Source organism: Streptomyces sp. NBC_01775, from assembly GCF_035917675.1.
Classification (GTDB): domain Bacteria; phylum Actinomycetota; class Actinomycetes; order Streptomycetales; family Streptomycetaceae; genus Streptomyces.
The window spans coordinates 5,579,836-5,596,420 of the sequence record NZ_CP109104.1 but is presented as its reverse complement, the minus strand read 5'-3'; the positions used below and the strand labels follow the sequence as shown (position 1 = coordinate 5,596,420).

The 16,585-nt window shown below is 67.8% G+C and carries 15 protein-coding genes and 2 pseudogenes; 3 read left to right on the top strand and 14 right to left on the bottom strand.

What is annotated here, in order from left to right; genetic code table 11:
• Positions 1 to 144: 144 nt before the first annotated feature.
• Both OHB04_RS25045 and OHB04_RS25040 read right to left on the bottom strand, forming a co-directional pair.
• Positions 145 to 330 carry a hypothetical protein gene (locus OHB04_RS25045; RefSeq protein WP_326689901.1) on the bottom strand — a complete coding sequence of 62 codons (186 nt, stop codon included), beginning with the start codon at positions 328 to 330 and terminating at the stop codon, positions 145 to 147.
• A gap of 56 nt (positions 331 to 386) precedes the next feature.
• On the bottom strand, positions 387 to 1,208 hold the full coding sequence (locus tag OHB04_RS25040; RefSeq protein ID WP_326808364.1) for an SDR family NAD(P)-dependent oxidoreductase: 822 nt from the start codon (positions 1,206 to 1,208) through the stop codon (positions 387 to 389).
• 115 nt (positions 1,209 to 1,323) lie between these two features.
• Here OHB04_RS25040 and OHB04_RS25035 point away from each other — a divergent pair, with 115 nt between their 5' ends.
• Entirely contained in the window at positions 1,324 to 1,923 is a 600-nt protein-coding gene (locus OHB04_RS25035) for a TetR/AcrR family transcriptional regulator (RefSeq protein ID WP_326689899.1), read from the top strand.
• A 61-nt stretch (positions 1,924 to 1,984) separates the two neighbouring features.
• Here OHB04_RS25035 and OHB04_RS25030 read toward each other — a convergent pair whose 3' ends face one another.
• Entirely contained in the window at positions 1,985 to 2,281 is a 297-nt protein-coding gene (locus OHB04_RS25030) for a hypothetical protein (protein WP_326808363.1), read from the bottom strand.
• Complete coding sequence (locus OHB04_RS25025) at positions 2,278 to 2,418, bottom strand: hypothetical protein (protein WP_326689897.1); 141 nt, start codon at positions 2,416 to 2,418, stop codon at positions 2,278 to 2,280. The genes OHB04_RS25030 and OHB04_RS25025 overlap by 4 nt, the downstream gene beginning before the upstream one ends.
• Before the next feature lie 815 nt (positions 2,419 to 3,233).
• Between OHB04_RS25025 and OHB04_RS25020 the strand changes: the two genes are divergently transcribed.
• Positions 3,234 to 4,199, top strand: a complete 966-nt coding sequence (locus OHB04_RS25020) for a hypothetical protein (protein ID WP_326808362.1) — start codon at positions 3,234 to 3,236, stop codon at positions 4,197 to 4,199.
• A gap of 278 nt (positions 4,200 to 4,477) precedes the next feature.
• Here OHB04_RS25020 and OHB04_RS25015 read toward each other — a convergent pair whose 3' ends face one another.
• The gene (locus OHB04_RS25015) at positions 4,478 to 5,005 is read right to left on the bottom strand and encodes a hypothetical protein (RefSeq protein WP_326809616.1); all 528 of its coding nucleotides are present in this window, start codon (positions 5,003 to 5,005) and stop codon (positions 4,478 to 4,480) included.
• Between OHB04_RS25015 and OHB04_RS25010 the strand changes: the two are divergent.
• Positions 4,986 to 5,217: pseudogene (locus tag OHB04_RS25010) on the top strand (transposase); the annotation flags it as partial. The gene OHB04_RS25015 and the pseudogene OHB04_RS25010 overlap by 20 nt on opposite strands.
• A gap of 101 nt (positions 5,218 to 5,318) precedes the next feature.
• On the opposite strand, the gene OHB04_RS25005 reads toward OHB04_RS25010, so the two are convergent.
• The 9 genes and pseudogenes from OHB04_RS25005 to OHB04_RS24965 all read right to left on the bottom strand — a co-directional run bounded on the left by OHB04_RS25005 (position 5,319) and on the right by OHB04_RS24965 (position 16,499).
• Positions 5,319 to 6,251: a hypothetical protein gene (locus OHB04_RS25005; protein ID WP_326808361.1), complete on the bottom strand. Its 933-nt coding sequence runs from the start codon at positions 6,249 to 6,251 to the stop codon at positions 5,319 to 5,321.
• A 23-nt stretch (positions 6,252 to 6,274) separates the two neighbouring features.
• Positions 6,275 to 10,840 (bottom strand): putative T7SS-secreted protein, encoded by a 4,566-nt coding sequence (locus OHB04_RS25000; RefSeq protein ID WP_326808360.1) that lies wholly within the window; start codon positions 10,838 to 10,840, stop codon positions 6,275 to 6,277.
• The gene (locus tag OHB04_RS24995; RefSeq protein ID WP_326808359.1) at positions 10,840 to 11,361 is read right to left on the bottom strand and encodes a hypothetical protein; all 522 of its coding nucleotides are present in this window, start codon (positions 11,359 to 11,361) and stop codon (positions 10,840 to 10,842) included. The genes OHB04_RS25000 and OHB04_RS24995 overlap by 1 nt, the downstream gene beginning before the upstream one ends.
• 359 nt (positions 11,362 to 11,720) lie before the next feature.
• Positions 11,721 to 12,067: pseudogene (locus OHB04_RS24990) on the bottom strand (helix-turn-helix domain-containing protein); the annotation flags it as partial.
• 215 nt (positions 12,068 to 12,282) lie between these two features.
• Positions 12,283 to 13,245: a Ppx/GppA phosphatase family protein gene (locus OHB04_RS24985; protein ID WP_326808358.1), complete on the bottom strand. Its 963-nt coding sequence runs from the start codon at positions 13,243 to 13,245 to the stop codon at positions 12,283 to 12,285.
• Entirely contained in the window at positions 13,242 to 13,787 is a 546-nt protein-coding gene (locus OHB04_RS24980; RefSeq protein WP_326689891.1) for a DUF501 domain-containing protein, read from the bottom strand. The genes OHB04_RS24985 and OHB04_RS24980 overlap by 4 nt, the downstream gene beginning before the upstream one ends.
• 141 nt (positions 13,788 to 13,928) lie before the next feature.
• A complete protein-coding gene (locus OHB04_RS24975; RefSeq protein WP_326689890.1) occupies positions 13,929 to 14,444 on the bottom strand; it encodes an FtsB family cell division protein in 516 nt (171 codons plus the stop codon).
• A gap of 176 nt (positions 14,445 to 14,620) precedes the next feature.
• Entirely contained in the window at positions 14,621 to 15,901 is a 1,281-nt protein-coding gene (eno, locus tag OHB04_RS24970) for a phosphopyruvate hydratase (RefSeq protein WP_326689889.1), read from the bottom strand.
• A 268-nt stretch (positions 15,902 to 16,169) separates the two neighbouring features.
• Complete coding sequence (locus tag OHB04_RS24965; protein WP_326689888.1) at positions 16,170 to 16,499, bottom strand: SH3 domain-containing protein; 330 nt, start codon at positions 16,497 to 16,499, stop codon at positions 16,170 to 16,172.
• Between the last annotated feature and the right edge of the window lie 86 nt (positions 16,500 to 16,585).

Sequence of the window (16,585 nt, the reverse complement as noted above, 5' to 3'; positions counted from 1 at the left end):
GAAAACAGCCCTCACCGGGCACTTTCTCATGTGAAGAGTTTCACAAAACTCTTCGGGAGACCCTGCGGGAGGAGCCCTGGAGACCGCCCTAAGACCTATCAGGAGAGAGACCCGATGCTCAAGTGAGAGCGTCGCGCCCTCACCTCACCACGGGCCCCCGGTGTCCCCGTCCGCGCGCCCGGAAGCGGTGACGGTGGAGGGAGAAGGGGCGGGGCCGTCACCGATCCGGCCCGCGAGGACGAGGTCGCCGCGAAGGTCACGGCGAGCCTCCCGCCCGCCGACCGGGTCCGTGTCGTCCAGGAGCTGACGGGGGACGACGACCGTCGCCACAAGCGTGACGGCTGTACAGCGGGACGGGGACGGGAATGTCGTGGCGCGGGACCCGGTCAGCCAGGGGCGATACGGCTAAGGCGCTCCCAGGACCGGTACAGATCCGCTCGGGCCCGGTCCATCTCCAAGACCTGGTCAAAGGACTGGCTGCCGACTATCAGCCGTCGGGGCGGGTCCGGCAATGCGGCCAGCTCCATGATGACCGGGGCAGCGGTTTCCGGCTCCGGGCCGACCGCGTCGCCCCACATCGCCTCCATCTCGGTGCGCAGGGGCTGATACTGCTCCAGGGGTTCGGTGGTCGCGATGCCGGCGGTGAACAGGCCGGTGTTGTAGCCGCCCATCTGCACGTTGGTGACCTTGACGCCGAACCCTTCGACCTCCATCGCCAGTGCCTCGCTGACCGAGTCCAGCGCGGCCTTGCCTGCGCCGTAGAGGCCGACGGTGGCCATGCCGCCGCCGCTGCCCATCGAGGTGACCTGGAGGAGCCGTCCCCCGCCTTGGGCGCGCAAGTGAGGAAGGACCGCCTGGGCCACCCACACAGCGCCGAAGAAGTTCACATCCATATGCGCTCGGATCTGTTCCTCCGTGGCTTCCTCCACCATGCCGTAGAGCATTCCGCCTGCGTTGTTGACGACAACGTCCAGTCCGCCGAACGCAGCTGCCGCCCGCTCCACTCCGTCGAACACGCCCTGACGGTCGGCGACATCCAGCGAAAGCGGGAGCAGGTGGTCGGGGTACTTCTCGGCCAGTTCCGCCAAGGGCCCGACGTTGCGGGCGGCGGCCACTACCCGGTCGCCGCCCGCCAAGGCGGCCTCGGCGAAAGCTCTGCCCAAGCCGCGGGATGCACCGGTGATGAGCCAGACTCTTGGATTCGTCACGACGCCTCACTCTCAGTAAACAAAACGATTCGTCTCGATTCGCTTCGAATCTAGGGCATCGCTCGAAGTCCGTCAATACGGTTCGTCTCGTTTCGTTTAGGGGTAGGCTGAACGCATGTCCAACGAGAAGGGGCCGGACCACTCCCGGCGCAAGGAACGGTCGCGGCAGGCGATCTTCGCGGCTACCCGCGCCCTGGTCGCAGAGGAGGCGTACGAGAAGGTCACTGTCGAAGCCATCGCTGCCCGTGCCGGCGTCGGCAAGCAGACGATCTATCGGCGGTGGCCGTCGAAGAGCGCGGTCGTCTTCGCCGCCCTTCTGGCTCTGAGTGAGGATGCGGACGGGCAGTCGGTCGCGCTGCCGGACACCGGCGACCTTCGGGCAGACCTCAAGCTTGTTATGCGTGCCACGGCGGAGGAGTTCGCCGACCCGTCCTTCGACAGGCTGATCCGGGCCCTCAACACCGAGATCGCCAACGATGCCGCGCTGGCGGCCGAGTACCGCGAGAAGCTGGCTCAGCCGCTGGAAGAAGCGAAGAAGGCACGCTTGCGCAGCGCCCAGGAAGCCGGCCAGCTCGGCCCCGACGCCGACCTCGACCTGGTCCTCGAAGTGCTCTACGCCCCCCTCTTCCGACGGTGGCTGCACCGCAGTGGTCCGCTGACCGCCGCGTACGCCGACTCACTTGTCGACGCGACCCTCAGAGCTTTCGGCCCCTGAACAGGAGTGAATCCACACCCGCAGAGCTCGGCCCGGTCGGCTCCTGCCCCCTGAACGCCCGTCATCGAGCGGGCACCTTCGGCTCGGCGGCCGTCCACTTCTCCCCGGCCAGCAGCTTCGCCCAGGGGTCGCCCCAGCGGTCGGCGTCCCTGGCGAACACATCGGGCCGACGCAGCGAGCGGTGCAGCTGCTCCAGGACGCAGAACGAGTACACGGCCTTGTCGACCAGGCCGTGCGGCAGGTTGGGGTTGGCGAACACCGGCCGCTGCCACGAACCGGTCACCAGCTCCGTGGAGACCTCTTCAGCGCCGACCATCTTCCGGCCGATCAGGTCCGGCAACTGCCCCAGCGCCTTCACGACCGGAGCGCGGCCTCGACCGCGCCGAAGTCGATGACCTCGGCCAGAAGGCGGATGAAGCTGCGCACCGTGCCGTAGCGGGCGACCAGTTCGGCCCGCCACTCCGCGTCGTCGTCCCCGTCAGTGTCCGGGACCACCGAGGCGATGGCGGCAAGCGCCGCGGCCAGCTGCTCGCGCGGAACGACCTCCTCGATCGCCGACCCGCGTCCACGACTGAGACCATCTCGCCTGACTCGGTCGCCGGCGTGGTCGTCATCAGCGCGTCGACCGCCGCGGCGACCTTCTTCGCCGCCTTCCTCAGCTGCGGCAGGGCCTTGAGCTTGGCGTCGTTGCCCATCCGCTCGGCCTTCGCCAGCAACTTGGTGGCCATCAGCGCGTGCGGCAGATCGAGCGCGTCGTCCACCGTCGCGGTCTCAAGGTGCCGCACGGCCGCCAGAAGGGTGGCGGTCTGCCTCGTGACCTCCAACCGCTTCAGCGTCGGCGCCTTCGAGGCCGGCCCGTACCGGGCCGGCCCGGTCATCCGGGCGACCGGGACCCGCCCAACGTCGACCGCACCACCACCCCCGGCCACAGTCCCCGCAAGCCCTGCCCGTGTCCCAGACCGAGATCACCGCGCAGCAGCACGGCCCGAAAACGCCCCTCGGTCAACAACAAGCCGGGATCTCAGGCAAACACTCATAAAGCAGGCAGTGACTATGCCGAATCCCGCAAATGTAGTACTGACGGCCGGAGTAGCGACCTAGGATACTCCAGGAATGTCAATATCACCGGCTTGGGGAACTCTATGCTAACGCCAGAGCAAGTCAGGTCGTTCGAGACCATAAGCCCTGACCTCGCACCGTACGCGACCCGGAAAACCCCAAGACGACTCGATCTCCAGCGCCCAATATCTCGGGCATATCTACACAGTCGACACCAGGACGGCACTCTGAAGCACGCAAAAAGAATTGGGGTGGAGCAAGCTGATGTTTTATTTTCCGAACACATGGAAAACATCCAACAACAAGGGGGAGTTTTTGACGAAGAGGGCAGCCATAGGCCGCACGCCGCAGCACTGGGTGACGAATTTCCAGAAATCCGGTCGTTTCTTGCGCGATCCGACAAGAACAATCCTTACGACACCAATTCGGACCCTCGGATGGCCGTCAAGATATCGATGAATATCGGCGCTACACAGGTAGAGATATACGCCGACCCCGCCGAGCCGGCCAACCTACAGGAGCAGCGCGTCATGCAGATTACGGACGCGGTATCCCGTGTGCACGATGCAGGTTTCAAAATTCCCTCACCCATGCAATTTTACCTCCCTAAGTACACCAGGGGCATTCATCTCCCCAGCCTGAAAGTGGATAATTCATGGAATTCACTCGCGGAATTTTACGCCCCGAACAGGATCATGCTTTCTCCCGAACTTCTCCGTACGTTTATACCGCCGAACGCGCCCGATTCGGTGGCGTTGAGACTCAAAAATGCATCCGCACCCATAGTGCACGAGATCGGTCACTGTCTGCACTTCGCGCAGGCCCCGGAGTCCTACAGCGACCTATTTCACACCAGACTCGCTCGACAGTACGAGCGCACCGCTGGCGAGGTGAGCGAATATGGTGCGAGAAATCCAAACGAGTTCGTTGCCGAAACGTTCACCGCCGTGACATTCAAAGGCGTAATCACAAGGGATCAATGGAATCTGTATCAAGCGCTCGGTGGGCCCCTTTCAGCCCGTCAGGCACCTACGCCGACAATCGGCCGCACGCTTGCCCAAAATTCGAACCTGTCTGTCGTCGAGCACCGAACCGCAGGGGCTGCGGCGAGAATGCAGCCTGCGGTTGGAAGGCTCCCAGATGCTGCCGCGTCCGCGCCATCAAGCTGGAACAGGCGGAACCATGAAGTGGAGCGCCCTCATTTTCGGAGGAAATAAGGGCGTTGTCGTATTGGCCTCGATCAGCCCGTCGTCGAGAAGGTTCGAGACGGTCCACCACATACCTTCATAAATGCGAACCCGCCCAGTCCCCGTCACCCTGTCTGCTTCCTTGGGCCTGAGCCCCCGATCGCTTCAACTCGGCAGGAATCGCGGTTCGTTGGTGAGGCATCCGATCAGGATAGGCAGCGGGCCACCTTCGTGAACCCATCGACAGATCTGCTCGACGGCATCGCCCGCTCCTTTGCCGCACCAGGGGTACGGGACGTGACGGAGTCCTACGGCACCCGTACGGGTACCGGGTTGTCCGGGTGGTCCAGCCACACCCTCCCCCGGCTTCCGGCCGGGAGGCGTCCCCAACCCCGCAGCGCCACCGTCAGCCCGTACCGGTCGAACCGCGGTTCGCCCTGCTCGCGCCACCAGGTCATGACGGCCTCCGCCTCGGCCCACAGCCGGCGCGGTCCGGACTCGACGACCTCGTACTCGGTGCGGCCCTTCTCCTGGTCCGCCGTCGCCCACGACCGCCCCGACATCTCCAGCCACAGTCGATAGGCACCCTCCTTGCCCCACTCGACGCGGCAGAACAGGTCGGGCACCCGCACGCCGAGCGTGAACATGTGATGCCAGTCGCCCACGTCGTCGGGCGAGAGCCGCGTCGTGCGCCGCTCCCCCTCGCCCGGCCAGTCGGCCGCGCCCGGGAACGTCCTCGTCGCCGGGAACCGGTCGCGCTGGTCGCGCGGGCGCATGAACGCGGACGAGGCGACGAACGGGCCCATGGCGACGCCGCCCGGCATCGGAGTGGTCATCCCGCACCGACGCGAGCGCGGCCAGGCCGAGCTCCCCGCCTGGAAAGAGGAACACAACACCTCCCACCGCAAGGTCCGCGCCCGCGTCGAGCACGCCTTCGCCCGCATGAAGACCTGGAAGAGCCTCCGCGACTGCCGGCTGAAAGGCGACGGCGTTCACCACGCCACGCTCGGTATCGCCCGCCTTGCACAACCTCACCCATGCCGGGTAGCGAAGGAACAAGCAGGCCAGCGAACACGCCGTAGATCATTTAAGGGACAACACTTGGGCAGGGACCGTTTTGTCGAACACACCGCGCGGCACCAGAGGTTCTCAGCCAACCCAGCCGCGCATGAGCTGACGCAGTTGCGCCTCGATCAGTGCACCATCGTGCACTGCAGTAATCACGACACCCCAACAATTGACTGCACGAGAAATTGATGTCGGGAGTGGCGCAGCAGGGATGCTGGCGAAACTGTCCAATTGCACCAGGCCAGAAGGGACTCGCGGCGGCTCCCTCAGCAAGCTTTCCATAGCGCTGTCGGCGCCGCTCGGGGAGAGCCCGACGGCGAGTTGAGTCTGGTCAAACAGGCTGAGGCAACTGGCGTCGGCCGTGTGTTCTTCAGGCTGCTGTTCCTCGGGCTCCTGATAGGGCACTTTGAATTCCAGAGGACCGAGCTCTCCGGGCATGTAGGAGCCACCGACCAGCAGTGACTCGATGACACCCTCCGCACCCGTCCGCCTGACTTCCGTGAGCCATCGCATACTTGTCGAGGACGGAGCGATCGCAGAATCCGCCGGCCTGCTGCCCCGAAGTGACCGAGAGAATTCGAGGCGAGCCCTCTCGTCATACTTCTGCATTGCGACTTCGAAATCGCCAATGTGCACAGTCAGCACATTCGTCTTGCGTTTCCATCCGAGAACCGCCAGGGGAGCACGCAGGTCGCTCTCGATCACAACGAGACACTCCCAGCCGGATGTCCGCGTGACAAAGAACGAGACCTGTCGTCGGCCAACGCTCCGCAGAACGGGAAAGAACCGATCGGAATCAAGGGTCTGGCCGGCGGCATCCTCAAGCCCCTGAAACTTGGCCTCATAGATTCCAGCCAGGTAGTTTGCCTCAGCTTCGGAGACCGGAATCATGTCGCTGCCGACACCGAGTGCGTCAATGGCAATACCGGCCGACTCCCAGTTAGCCTCGGCCAGTTGCGTGCACAGCTGCAAGGCATCGCTGAGAAGAATACTTCGATTGGCTCGGGTCACCACTGCAGAACTCCCTCTTTCCTCGCTCACCCCGGGGGTGGGACATGCCACACAGTCGCCCCGGAAACCGGTCCCTCGACCAAATGCTCACTGACTTCAAAAACGTCATCAAGGTAGAGCCAGGTAGGATGAAGAGGTTGCCCAAGGGGAAGCGCGCGTTGGAGAACGACCCCTCCGAGGTCATTGCGACCTTCAGAAGCTCCCCGCGCATATCGCATCGCCGTTTCTCGACTGGTATCCCACGAAGTGTACTCACTTCGTGTATTACCGCCGTGATGCTCAACAATTCCTGCGGGTCCGCCACGGGGGTGTGCTGCGCCTTCGAGAGCGTCCGCGTAACCCGGATGCTCTGTCGAGACTCCGCGATAAATGTAGTTGACGTCGGGGTCTCCGGTTATGTCACTTGCCGAGGCCGCCTCTCTGCGGGGCGGATAGTCCGGTGCAAGGCCATACGGGTCAGCCCAGATGTGCGGGTTGTTGACGTAAGTATCAGGGTTGGGCGCCGGGGCGAGCCCCAGGGGGTCGGGGGTAGTGTACCGGGCGGTGTCGGGATCGTAATACCGGTGGAAATTGTAGTGCAGGCCGGTTTCGGGATCGTGATATTGGCCGGGAAAGCGCAGCGGCGTGGATGCGATGCTGGAGCGGTGAGTCGCCGTGTTGCCCCACAGGGTGATCCGCGTGCGCCACGCTATCTCGCCCTCGGGGGTGACCAGTTCGCGTGGCGTGCCGACGAGGTCGGTGACGATGGCGTAGAAGCGGGCGTCCGTCTCCGTCCGAGTGACGCTGTCGAGTATCCGCTCGGTCTGCGACAGGGGACTCAGGCCGTCGTGGTCCCAGGTGGTGGCCACCGGTTGGGGCAGTGCGTCACCGGTGGCGGTCTGTTCGATGAGGAGAGGCCCGTCCCAGGTGAATTCCACCCGCTCCGCCAGCCTTTCACAGTCCTTCGTCAGGCGTTCCTTGGCAATGCGGCGGCCCAGCGGATCGTAGCGGTATCGCCACCGGGTGCCGTCCGGGGTCGTGACCCCTGTCAGGTGGTCTTCCGCGTCGTGGGCGAAGTGCCAGATGTCCGGGCGCCTGGACAGGCGCTTGTGCCTGCGAACGACCAGGCGGCCTGCCCGGTCGTGCTCGTAACGCGCGGCACCGGCGCGCTGGATGCGCGTGCCGGCATACCCACGTTCGCCCTCCAACTCCGACGGGAACGGTTGCGGCCAGTGAGCCGAAACCTGGTTGCCGAGTTCGTCGTACGCGTACGACTCGCTCCATTCGTGCGCCGAAACCTGTGTCACCCGGCCCACCGGATCGAGGTCGAAGCGGTACGCGCCGTTGAGATGATCGTCCAGGCCGGTGAGGTAGCCGTCCTCGCGGTAGTGGTAGCGGCGCTGCTGCAACAGGCGGGCTTCAGGGCCGGCGGTCAGAGTCTGAGCCGACAGCCGGCCTGACGCGTCCCTCTCCGCCGAGATCTCCAGCGTGTCACCGATGCGGCGGGAGGTTTCGCGTCCCGCCATGTCCCGGGTGAAGGTCAGGTGGCGGCCTGCTGTGGTCAGGTTGCTGCGGTAGCCCGCTGCGTCGTAGCCGTAGGTGGTCACTGCCCCGGTCGGCGTGACCCGGCGGGTGCGTCGGCCCAGCGCGTCGTAGGTGAAGGTGGTCACGCGGCCGTTGACCATCTCGGTCTTGATACGGCCGAGTCTGTCGCGCTGGTAGATCAGCTCGGCATCCGGGCCGGTCGCCGACAGCAGCCGTCCCGCTGGGTCGTAGTCGAACCGGGTGATCTGGCCGGCGGCGTCCTTGGCCGTCACCCGGCCCAGCTCGTCCCGCTCGAAAGCGACCACCTCGCCCAGCGGCGTCACCCTCTCGGCCAGCCGGCCGACCGCATCCAGCCGGTAGGTCGCCTCGCGGCCGTCGAAGTCCGACTCCGCCACCAGCCGCCCAGCTGCGTCGTAGGTGTAGTCCCACGTGAGCCCGGTCGGGCCGGTGACCTGGGTCAGACGCAGCTCTCGATCGTGTTCGAACTCGTAGCGGGTGCCGTCGGGCTCGACGCGCGCTGCGATGAGGTCGAAGTGCGTGTACTCGTAGCGGGTCACCGCGCCGGTCGCGTCCGCCTGCGTGAGGCAGTTGCCTTCGCCGTCGTACGTCCAGGACGTGGTGGCACCGTCCGGTGCGACGCGTCGGGCGAGTTTGCCTTCGGCTGTCCATTCCAGGCGGGTGGCCGCACCCGAGGGGTCCGTGGTGGCCACCACCCGGCCGAAGGGGTCGCGCTCGTGGCAGGTCACCGCGCCCAGGGGGTCGGTGATCTCGACCGGCAGCCCTGCGGCGTTGCAGCGCACCGTCGTCGTGTTTCCCAACGTGTCGGCTTTCGACGCCAGATGGCCGGCAGCGTCGTAGCCGTAGCTGGTGATCCGGCCTGCCGGGTCGGTCACGGTTGTGCGCAGGCCGCGTTCGTCGAATTCCTGCCGCCAGCGGGCGCCGTCGGCCGCGACGAATTCGACGGGCAGGCCGAGCTCGTTGTACTCAGCGCGTGTCTGCCGTCCATCGGGCCGCGTCACTGCGATGCATCGGCCCTGCTCGTCGTAGGTGTAGCGGGTCGTACGCCCCAGCGGGTCGACGACCGCCGTGACCTGATGGCTGTCGTCGTATTCAGTGCGGGTGGTATGGCCCAGGGAGTCGGTGATGGCGACAATCCGGGCGGAGTCGTCGAACTGGTGGCGGGTGACGTGGCCGTCCGCGGTGGTCAGCGTCGTGACGTTGCGGCCAGTGACCTGATCGATGTCGTCGTAGGACAGGCGGAGCTGGAAGTGCCCGCCGGCGCCGCCTTCGGCGATGACCCGGCCCCGGTCGTCGTAGACGTAGTCGAAACGGCTGTCGTTGGTGTCGGTCCAGGAGATGACGCGGTTCTCGTCGTCGTACTCGAAGCGTAACGGCAGGCCGGAGGAGTTGGTGACCTCCGTCAGGTTGCCTTCCGTGTAGCCGTAGCGCAGCACCGTCCGGTCGGCGTCGGCTCCCGCGAGGGTCAGTGCCGTGACGCGGTCGTCCTCGACGGTCAGCTTCACCACATAGCCGCCGCTGTGGACCAAGCGCGTGGGCGCGCCCGACTGCTCGTCGTACTCGAACGTGATGCTGTGGCCGCTGCGGTCCGTAATCTGTTCGAGCCGGGCAATCCCGTCCTCGGAAGCGCCGCCCTGCGGGGGAGCGAAGTGCCGCACCCGCCCCGACACCGGGTCCGTCAGCGTGTAGCCGCCGTCCGGGGTGCGCTCCAGCGGCATGCGGGCCGAGCCCGCCGACGGGAGGGTGGGCACGCCGGGGGCCGGGTGCGGGTACGACAGCAGGCGGCCGTCCTCGGCGATGAAGACGACGCCCTCCGGGTCGACCCCCAGCCGCTGGTCCACCGTCGACGACCACGAGGGGCCGAACCAGCGGCCGAGCCGGTAGCCGGACTCGACGCGGCGGGTGAACGTCAGCGGCAGGGAGCCGGGCAGGGACAGATCGGTCTGCGGAAGGTACATCCTGCCCGTGGCGAGGTCGACCGGGTCGGTCCGGCCGTAGGGGATCTCGTCGCCCTGCCTGGCGGCCTGGCCCGGCCCCTTCTCGTCGAGCAGCCTGCGCGCTTCCGCCGTCTCCTTCGCCAGCTTCCCCGCCCGGCCCGCCTTCGTCGCCAGGCCGATGCCCTTGGTGCCGATCAGTTCCGGGAGGAGGCGGCCGACGCCTTCTGAGGGATCCTTCTGAAAGGTGTCCCACATTTGTTTGCCGGTGCCGACGGGGTCGTTGGCGACGCGGACGATTCCGGTGACGGTGGAGTTGAGGTTGGTGACGTACTCGGCGGGGTGGGTGATGTTGTACGGGTCGAGGGGGTTGATGCCCCGGACGAAGTTGTTGAGCCCAGCGACGCCCTTGATGACACCTCCGGTGACGTGGGTGGCGTCGAGTTGGAGTCCCTTCAGTCCGTCGCCGGCCTGGTCCCAGTAGTCAGGCTTGGGCGGGGCCGCGTCACGCGCGGCCTTGACTGCGGTCTGGGCGATGCCGGCGGCTGTGTCGCGCTGGGAGCGGGCCTCGGACAGCTGCTCCTCGGCCTCCTTCTTCTTGTCGTCCTTGTACTTCGTGACCGCCTCGCGGGCCTGGCCCTGGGCCCATTCGACGGTCCCCGCGAAGTTCTCCAGCGCATCGGCAGCCTTTTCGCAGGCGCCGGCGGCCTTGACCCACTTGGCCGGCTCCAGGCCGACCTTCTCCCAGAAGGCGTCGGCTGCCTTCCCCTTCAGATTCCCCTTGTCCAGACGCTTCAGCCCGTTGGCGACGTTGTTGAACGCCTTCTTGAAGTCGGTAAGGTGCTTCGCCGTCGAGCGGATCTTGCTGGGGCTGCCGTAGACCAGCTTCGTGGGCTCGTCGGTCTCGTCCAGCTGGAACTCGTCGGTCTCGGCGCCAAGCTGGTTGGCGAGTGAGCGGGAGTTGCCCCGTACCCATGTGCCGCCGCTCTCCCAGCCGACGTCGTCCAAACGGTCGGCGGTGAAGTTGCCCGTGCCTTCGACGACGTTGCCTGCGCCTTCGGTGACCTTTTCGGCCGCGTCCTCAAGGGGGTCCGGTATGAAATCGCCGATGCCCATCAGCCCTGCCCCCCGTTGTCTCCGCTTTGCTGCGCCGCTGCCGCCCGCTCCTCCGGTGACGGGCCGAAGGCCCGGTCCTGCGCGGCCTCGACCTGCTCGTCGCTGAAACCGGTGGCGTCCTGGGCCATGTCCATGTACATACCGCCGCGGCCCTCGGTGGTCAGCTCCCGGCCGGTGTCCTTCCAGTCCTGGGACATCTGGTCGCCCGCCTTGTCCCAGGACTCCCCGCTCCAGTCCGGCGCGTCCGGCATCATGATGTCGCCGTAACCCTGCTCGGCGACCTCTTCTTCGGTGGCGTGCGGGTTGCCGGTGTACGAGACGGAGTTCAGGGCCACCTTCACCGTCCCCGCGGCGTACTGGTCCTCCTCGTGCGCCATGCCCGCCGACAGCCCGAGCCGCTCGGCCAGCCCGTTGGCGTTCTGCACCAGGGCACGTACGCCCCACTCCCACTTCTCGCTGAAGTCCTCGAAGTCGCCCGCCAGACCACCGTGCCCCATCTCCATCCCGGTCAGGAACTCCACGGCTCGTCCGGTGCGCCCCCGCTCTGGCGGGCGAACCGCGCCAGCGCCGCCTCGTCCGTGAACGCGAGGATCCAGCGCACCCCCGCCGAAGCTCCGCGTCAGCAGCTGGTCCTCGCCCATCCTGGGCACGAGCACCGCCGTGCGCCGGAACTCACCCAGCAGCGCACCGGAGTCCCCGGTTCCGGCACGCGTCGCGGCTCTCTCCCCGACCAACGACACCACACGTTCCCCCGATCGCATGAGCAAATCCCGGCACCACGGAAGGACATGCCACCTTACCGAAAGACAGTTCACCGAACCCAGCACTGTGCTTCAGGAGTTGGCACCGTGACCCGCCATAGGCAGAACACTCACGCGCCGTCATGAGCCCTCGACAGTTCGCCGGGCGAACTCGGGTCCTCAACGCCTTCCCACCCGCCAAGCGCACTGTCGTGTACCGCGTCGGAAAGCCGTCGGACAGCAATCCGGGTGTCCCTGCTCATGCCGCGACGCGGCGCCTGCCGGCCCAGGATCACGCTCACATCGGTACGGAGCGCCGCTGCGAGCTTGAGCAGGGAGCCCACGCACAACTGGCCGCGGTCCTCCTCGGCCTTCTGAATGAGCGCGTACGAGACGCCCGCCGCTTCGGCCAGGCCCTGCTGTGTGAGATCGGAGCCCCGAAGGGCCTTGATGCGCTGCCAGTCGTCAGATCAGCCCAGTTGCTCACGTGTACACCTCAGCGGGTTTCCGGCGTGGTGGCTTCGCTTCCGATGGTAGGGCCGCGCGGGTGACGGCCCGCGGTGAATGGCGTGGCGCCTGCCGCTGCCATGACCTGCCCCGTCCTACGGGTCGTGCCCGCTGTGCACTGGCCAACACTGGCCACGTACGACAGCGCCCCCGACGACGAACCGCCGGGGGCACCCTCGCTCTTCCTGGTCAGGCTCAACGCCCCGCTGAGGCGCAACTGAAAGCGATGCCGTCGAGGATGTCGTGTTCGCTCACGACCACCTCCTGGGCGCCGGTGCGTTCCATGACGGCGAGGAGGACCAGCGCGCCGGCGCTGATGACGTCGACGCGGCCCTCGTGCATGGCGGGGAGCGCCGCGCGCTCGTCGTGGGTGGCGGACACGAGGCGGGTGGTGAGGTCGCGGACCTGGGTGAGGGAGACACGGGTGTGGTGGGTGCGGGCCGGGTCATAGGTCTCCAGCTCCAGCGCGAGGGCGCCCAGCGTCGTGACCGTTCCTGCCAGGCCGACCAGGGTGCGGGCGCGAGCGAGGGGGACCGCGCGTTCGACCTCGTCGAGGGCGGCATCCACATCGGCGCGCAGCGCCTCCGTCCTGGCGCGGTCCGGGGTGGCGATGATCGCGCCGTCCTCGACGAAGTGGCGCTCGGTGAGCCGTACGCAACCGATGTCGACGCTGCGGGCAGCCTCCACCTCCTCCGCGCCCAGAACGAACTCGGTCGAGCCGCCGCCGAGGTCGACCACCAGATACGGCGGAGCGAAGTCGCCGGGGCTCAGCTCCTTGGTGGCGCCCGTGAAGGAGAACTCCGCCTCCTGGTCGCCCGTGATCACCTCGGGTTCGACACCGAGGATGTCCACGACGCCGCGTACGAACTCCTCGCGGTTGTCCGCGTCCCGCGAGGCCGACGTCGCCACGAAGCGGACGCGCTCGGGCGGTACGCCGAACTCCCGTACCACCGAGGCGTACTCGCGGCACGCGGCGAACGTCCGCTCCAGCGCCTCCGGCGCCAGCCGTCCCGTGCGGTCCACGTCCTGGCCCAGGCGGACGATCTTCATCCGGCGGTCCAGCTCGTGGAGGTCCCCCGTCTCCGGGTCCACATCCGCCACCAGCAGGCGGATCGAGTTGGTGCCGCAGTCGACCGCCGCGACGCGCTGTGCCGTCATGCCTCCACGCCCTTCGTGTCCTCGTTCGCGTTCACGTCCACGCACGGGCCCTTGCGCCACCACTCGGGCAGCAGCGCCAACGCCTCGTCGCCCAGCGGGTTGACGCCGGGACCGGCGACCAGCGAGTGCGCGACCAGCACATGCAGACACTTGACGCGGTCGGGCATGCCGCCCGCGCTGGGGAAGCCGACCAGCTCCTCGATGGCGTCGCGGCGCGCGAGGTAGTCCTCGTGCGCCCTGCGGTAGGCGGCGGCCAGCTCCTCGTCCTCCTGGAGGCGGGCCGTCATCTCCTTCATCACGCCGCCCGCCTCCAGCGTGCCGATCGCGGAGGCGGCGCGCGGGCAGGTCAGGTAGTACGTGGTGGGGAACGGTGTGCCGTCCTCCAGCCGGGGCGCGGTCTCCACCACGTCGGGCAGCCCGCACGGGCAACGGTGCGCGATGGCGCGCAGGCCGCGCGGGGGGCGTCCCAGCTGCTGCTGGAAGGCGCGGATGTCCGCCTCCGTCGGCGGAGTCGGCTCGGTCTGTGGCGGTGGAGTGTCCATGAGTACGGGTGCTCGTCGCTTCTGGTTCGTAGGAAGACCCGCGGCGGGCGCGGGAGTCCGGTCGGGCCGGAGTCCGGTCGGGCCCCGGGCATCGGCGGGTGGAGGGCGGCAGGCGGTTCGGGGCGTCAGCGGGTGGGGGCGTCAGCGGGTGGAGGCTGATGCCTGGTCGGCGGTGTCGACGCCGTCCCACATGTTCTCGTACCAGGCACGGTTGGCGGGCCCCTGGTCGACGGGCCTGCGCGCGTCCGCGGTGCCGTCCCGCATCGTGTACCCCGTCTCGTCCGGCCGTACGAAGTGCAGGTGCTCGCGCGCCTGCTGCTCGACGTACGCGGGATCCTGCCAGCGCGCCCGCAGCTCGCGCAGCTTGTGCACCTCGGCGCGCGCCCGCTCGGCCTGACGGCGCTGGTCGGCGATCTCCGAGCGCTGGGTGACGTACTGCCGCGTGGGATACGCCAGCGCCACCACGAGGGAGCACAGCACGAGCGCGAGCAGCGCGGCCCTGCCCGTGAGCCGGCCCTTGCGCGGGGCGCGAACGCGCCCCCAGCCTTCGGCCGGGCGGTACCCCCAGCCCTGCGCGCGGTACACGCGCTCGGCGGCCTGGGCGCTCAGCGCTTTGAGCCGTGTCGACGTGGAGAAACGGTCCCGGTCCGCTCCCATTGTTCTCCCTGCCCGGGTGAGCCTGCCGGCCTGCGGTTGCGCTTGGTGCGGTGTGCGCCGGATGCGGTGTGCGCCTGGTGCGCTGTGGGCGCTGGGTGCGCCGTGCCGTACGGCGGTGCCGGACCCGCCCGGAACGTCGGGGACGTCGGGGAGTACGGCACCACCGGACGGGGTGGTCAGCGCTTGTAGCGCGGGAAGGCCGAGCGGCCGGCGTAGACCGCCGCGTCGTCCAGGATCTCCTCGATACGCAGCAGCTGGTTGTACTTCGCCACGCGCTCCGAGCGGGCCGGGGCGCCCGACTTGATCTGGCCGCAGTTGACCGCTACGGCCAGGTCCGCGATCGTCACGTCCTCGGTCTCACCGGAGCGGTGGGACATCATGCACTTGAAGCCGTTGCGCTGGGCCAGCTCGACGGCGTCGAGGGTCTCGGTCAGCGAGCCGATCTGGTTGACCTTGACGAGCAGCGCGTTGGCCGCGCCCTCCTCGATGCCGCGGGCCAGCCGCTCCGGGTTGGTGACGAACAGGTCGTCGCCGACGAGCTGCACCTTGTCGCCCAGCTTGTCGGTGATGGTCTTCCAGCCCGCCCAGTCGTCCTCGAACAGCGGGTCCTCGATGGAGACCAGCGGGTAGTCAGCGACGAGCTGCTCGTAGTACTCGGTCATCTCGGCGGCCGAGCGCTTCTGGCCCTCGAACGCGTAGACGCCGTCCTCGTAGAACTCGGACGCGGCCACGTCCAGGGCCAGCGCGATGTCCTGGCCGGCCGTGTAGCCGGCCTTCTGGATGGCCTCGATGATCAGGTCGAGGGCCTCACGGTTGGAGCCGAGGTTCGGAGCGAAGCCGCCCTCGTCGCCCAGGCCGGTGGCCAGGCCGCGCTCCTTGAGGACGCCCTTGAGCGCGTGGTAGACCTCCGCGCCCCAGCGCAGGGCCTCGGAGAACGACTCGGCGCCGATCGGCGCGATCATGAACTCCTGGATGTCCACATTCGAGTCGGCGTGCGAGCCGCCGTTCAGGATGTTCATCATCGGCACCGGCAGCTGGTGCGCGTTCGGACCGCCGAGGTAGCGGAAGAGCGGCAGGTCGGACGCCTCGGAGGCGGCGTGCGCGACGGCCAGGGAGACGCCGAGAATGGCGTTGGCGCCGAGCGAGGACTTGTCGGCGGTCGCGTCCAGGTCGAACATCGCCTGGTCGATCAGACGCTGCTCGGTGGCGTCGTAGCCGACCAGCTCCGGGCCGACCTGCTCGATGACGGCGAGGACGGCCTTCTCCACGCCCTTGCCGCCGTAGCGCGCGGCGTCGCCGTCGCGCAGTTCGAGGGCTTCGAAGGCGCCGGTGGAGGCGCCGGACGGTACGGCAGCACGGCCGGTGCTGCCGTCGTCGAGGCCGACCTCGACCTCGACCGTGGGGTTGCCTCGCGAGTCGAGGATCTCGCGGGCTACGACGACGTCGATGGACGGCACGAGGTTCTCCTTCGTATGGGACGGCTTTCTCGGACCCGAGCCTAACCGTCCGCCCCCCGCACCCATGCCCCGGCGCACGATGAGCGCTCCCGCGCGATGATCCCGCCCCTGTGCCGCCCCTCCTCCGCACCGGCTCTCCGGCACCCCCGGACGCCCCTCTTCCCGCCGCTCCGGCGGGCGCCCTCGGCGGGGTGTGCGGAGCGCCGAGCGGCCCCGCCGCTGCCCGTGAGGGAAGCGACGGGGCCGCCAGAGGTCACTGATCAGGTGGTCAGCACTTCTTGATGGCACCCGAGGACGAGTAGTGGCTCGAGTGCGTCCACAGCGCGCCGCCGACGTCCTGGATGGAGTACCAGTTGCCGCCCGAGGTGTGGAGGTAGCAGAAGACCTTGACGGTCTCGCCCCGCTGGACGGTGCCCGCCCTCTCGGAGGAGGAGCTGGCCCCCTTGTAGACGGGAGCCGGCTCGAACGCCTGCAACTCGGTGAGGCCCGCCTTGGCGACCGGCGCGTGGCCTTCCGCGTGGGCCACCGGCGACAGTACCGCCGCCAGTGCTATCCCCGCCCCGGCTACCGCGAGCGCTTTCCCCGTGAACTTGCTCATTGGAACACTCCCCTGAAGGTCATCGATCTGGGCGCGGGTGGTTCTTCGCAGGCTCCGTTGCTGCCCTGGAACCTTGATCACCCGCA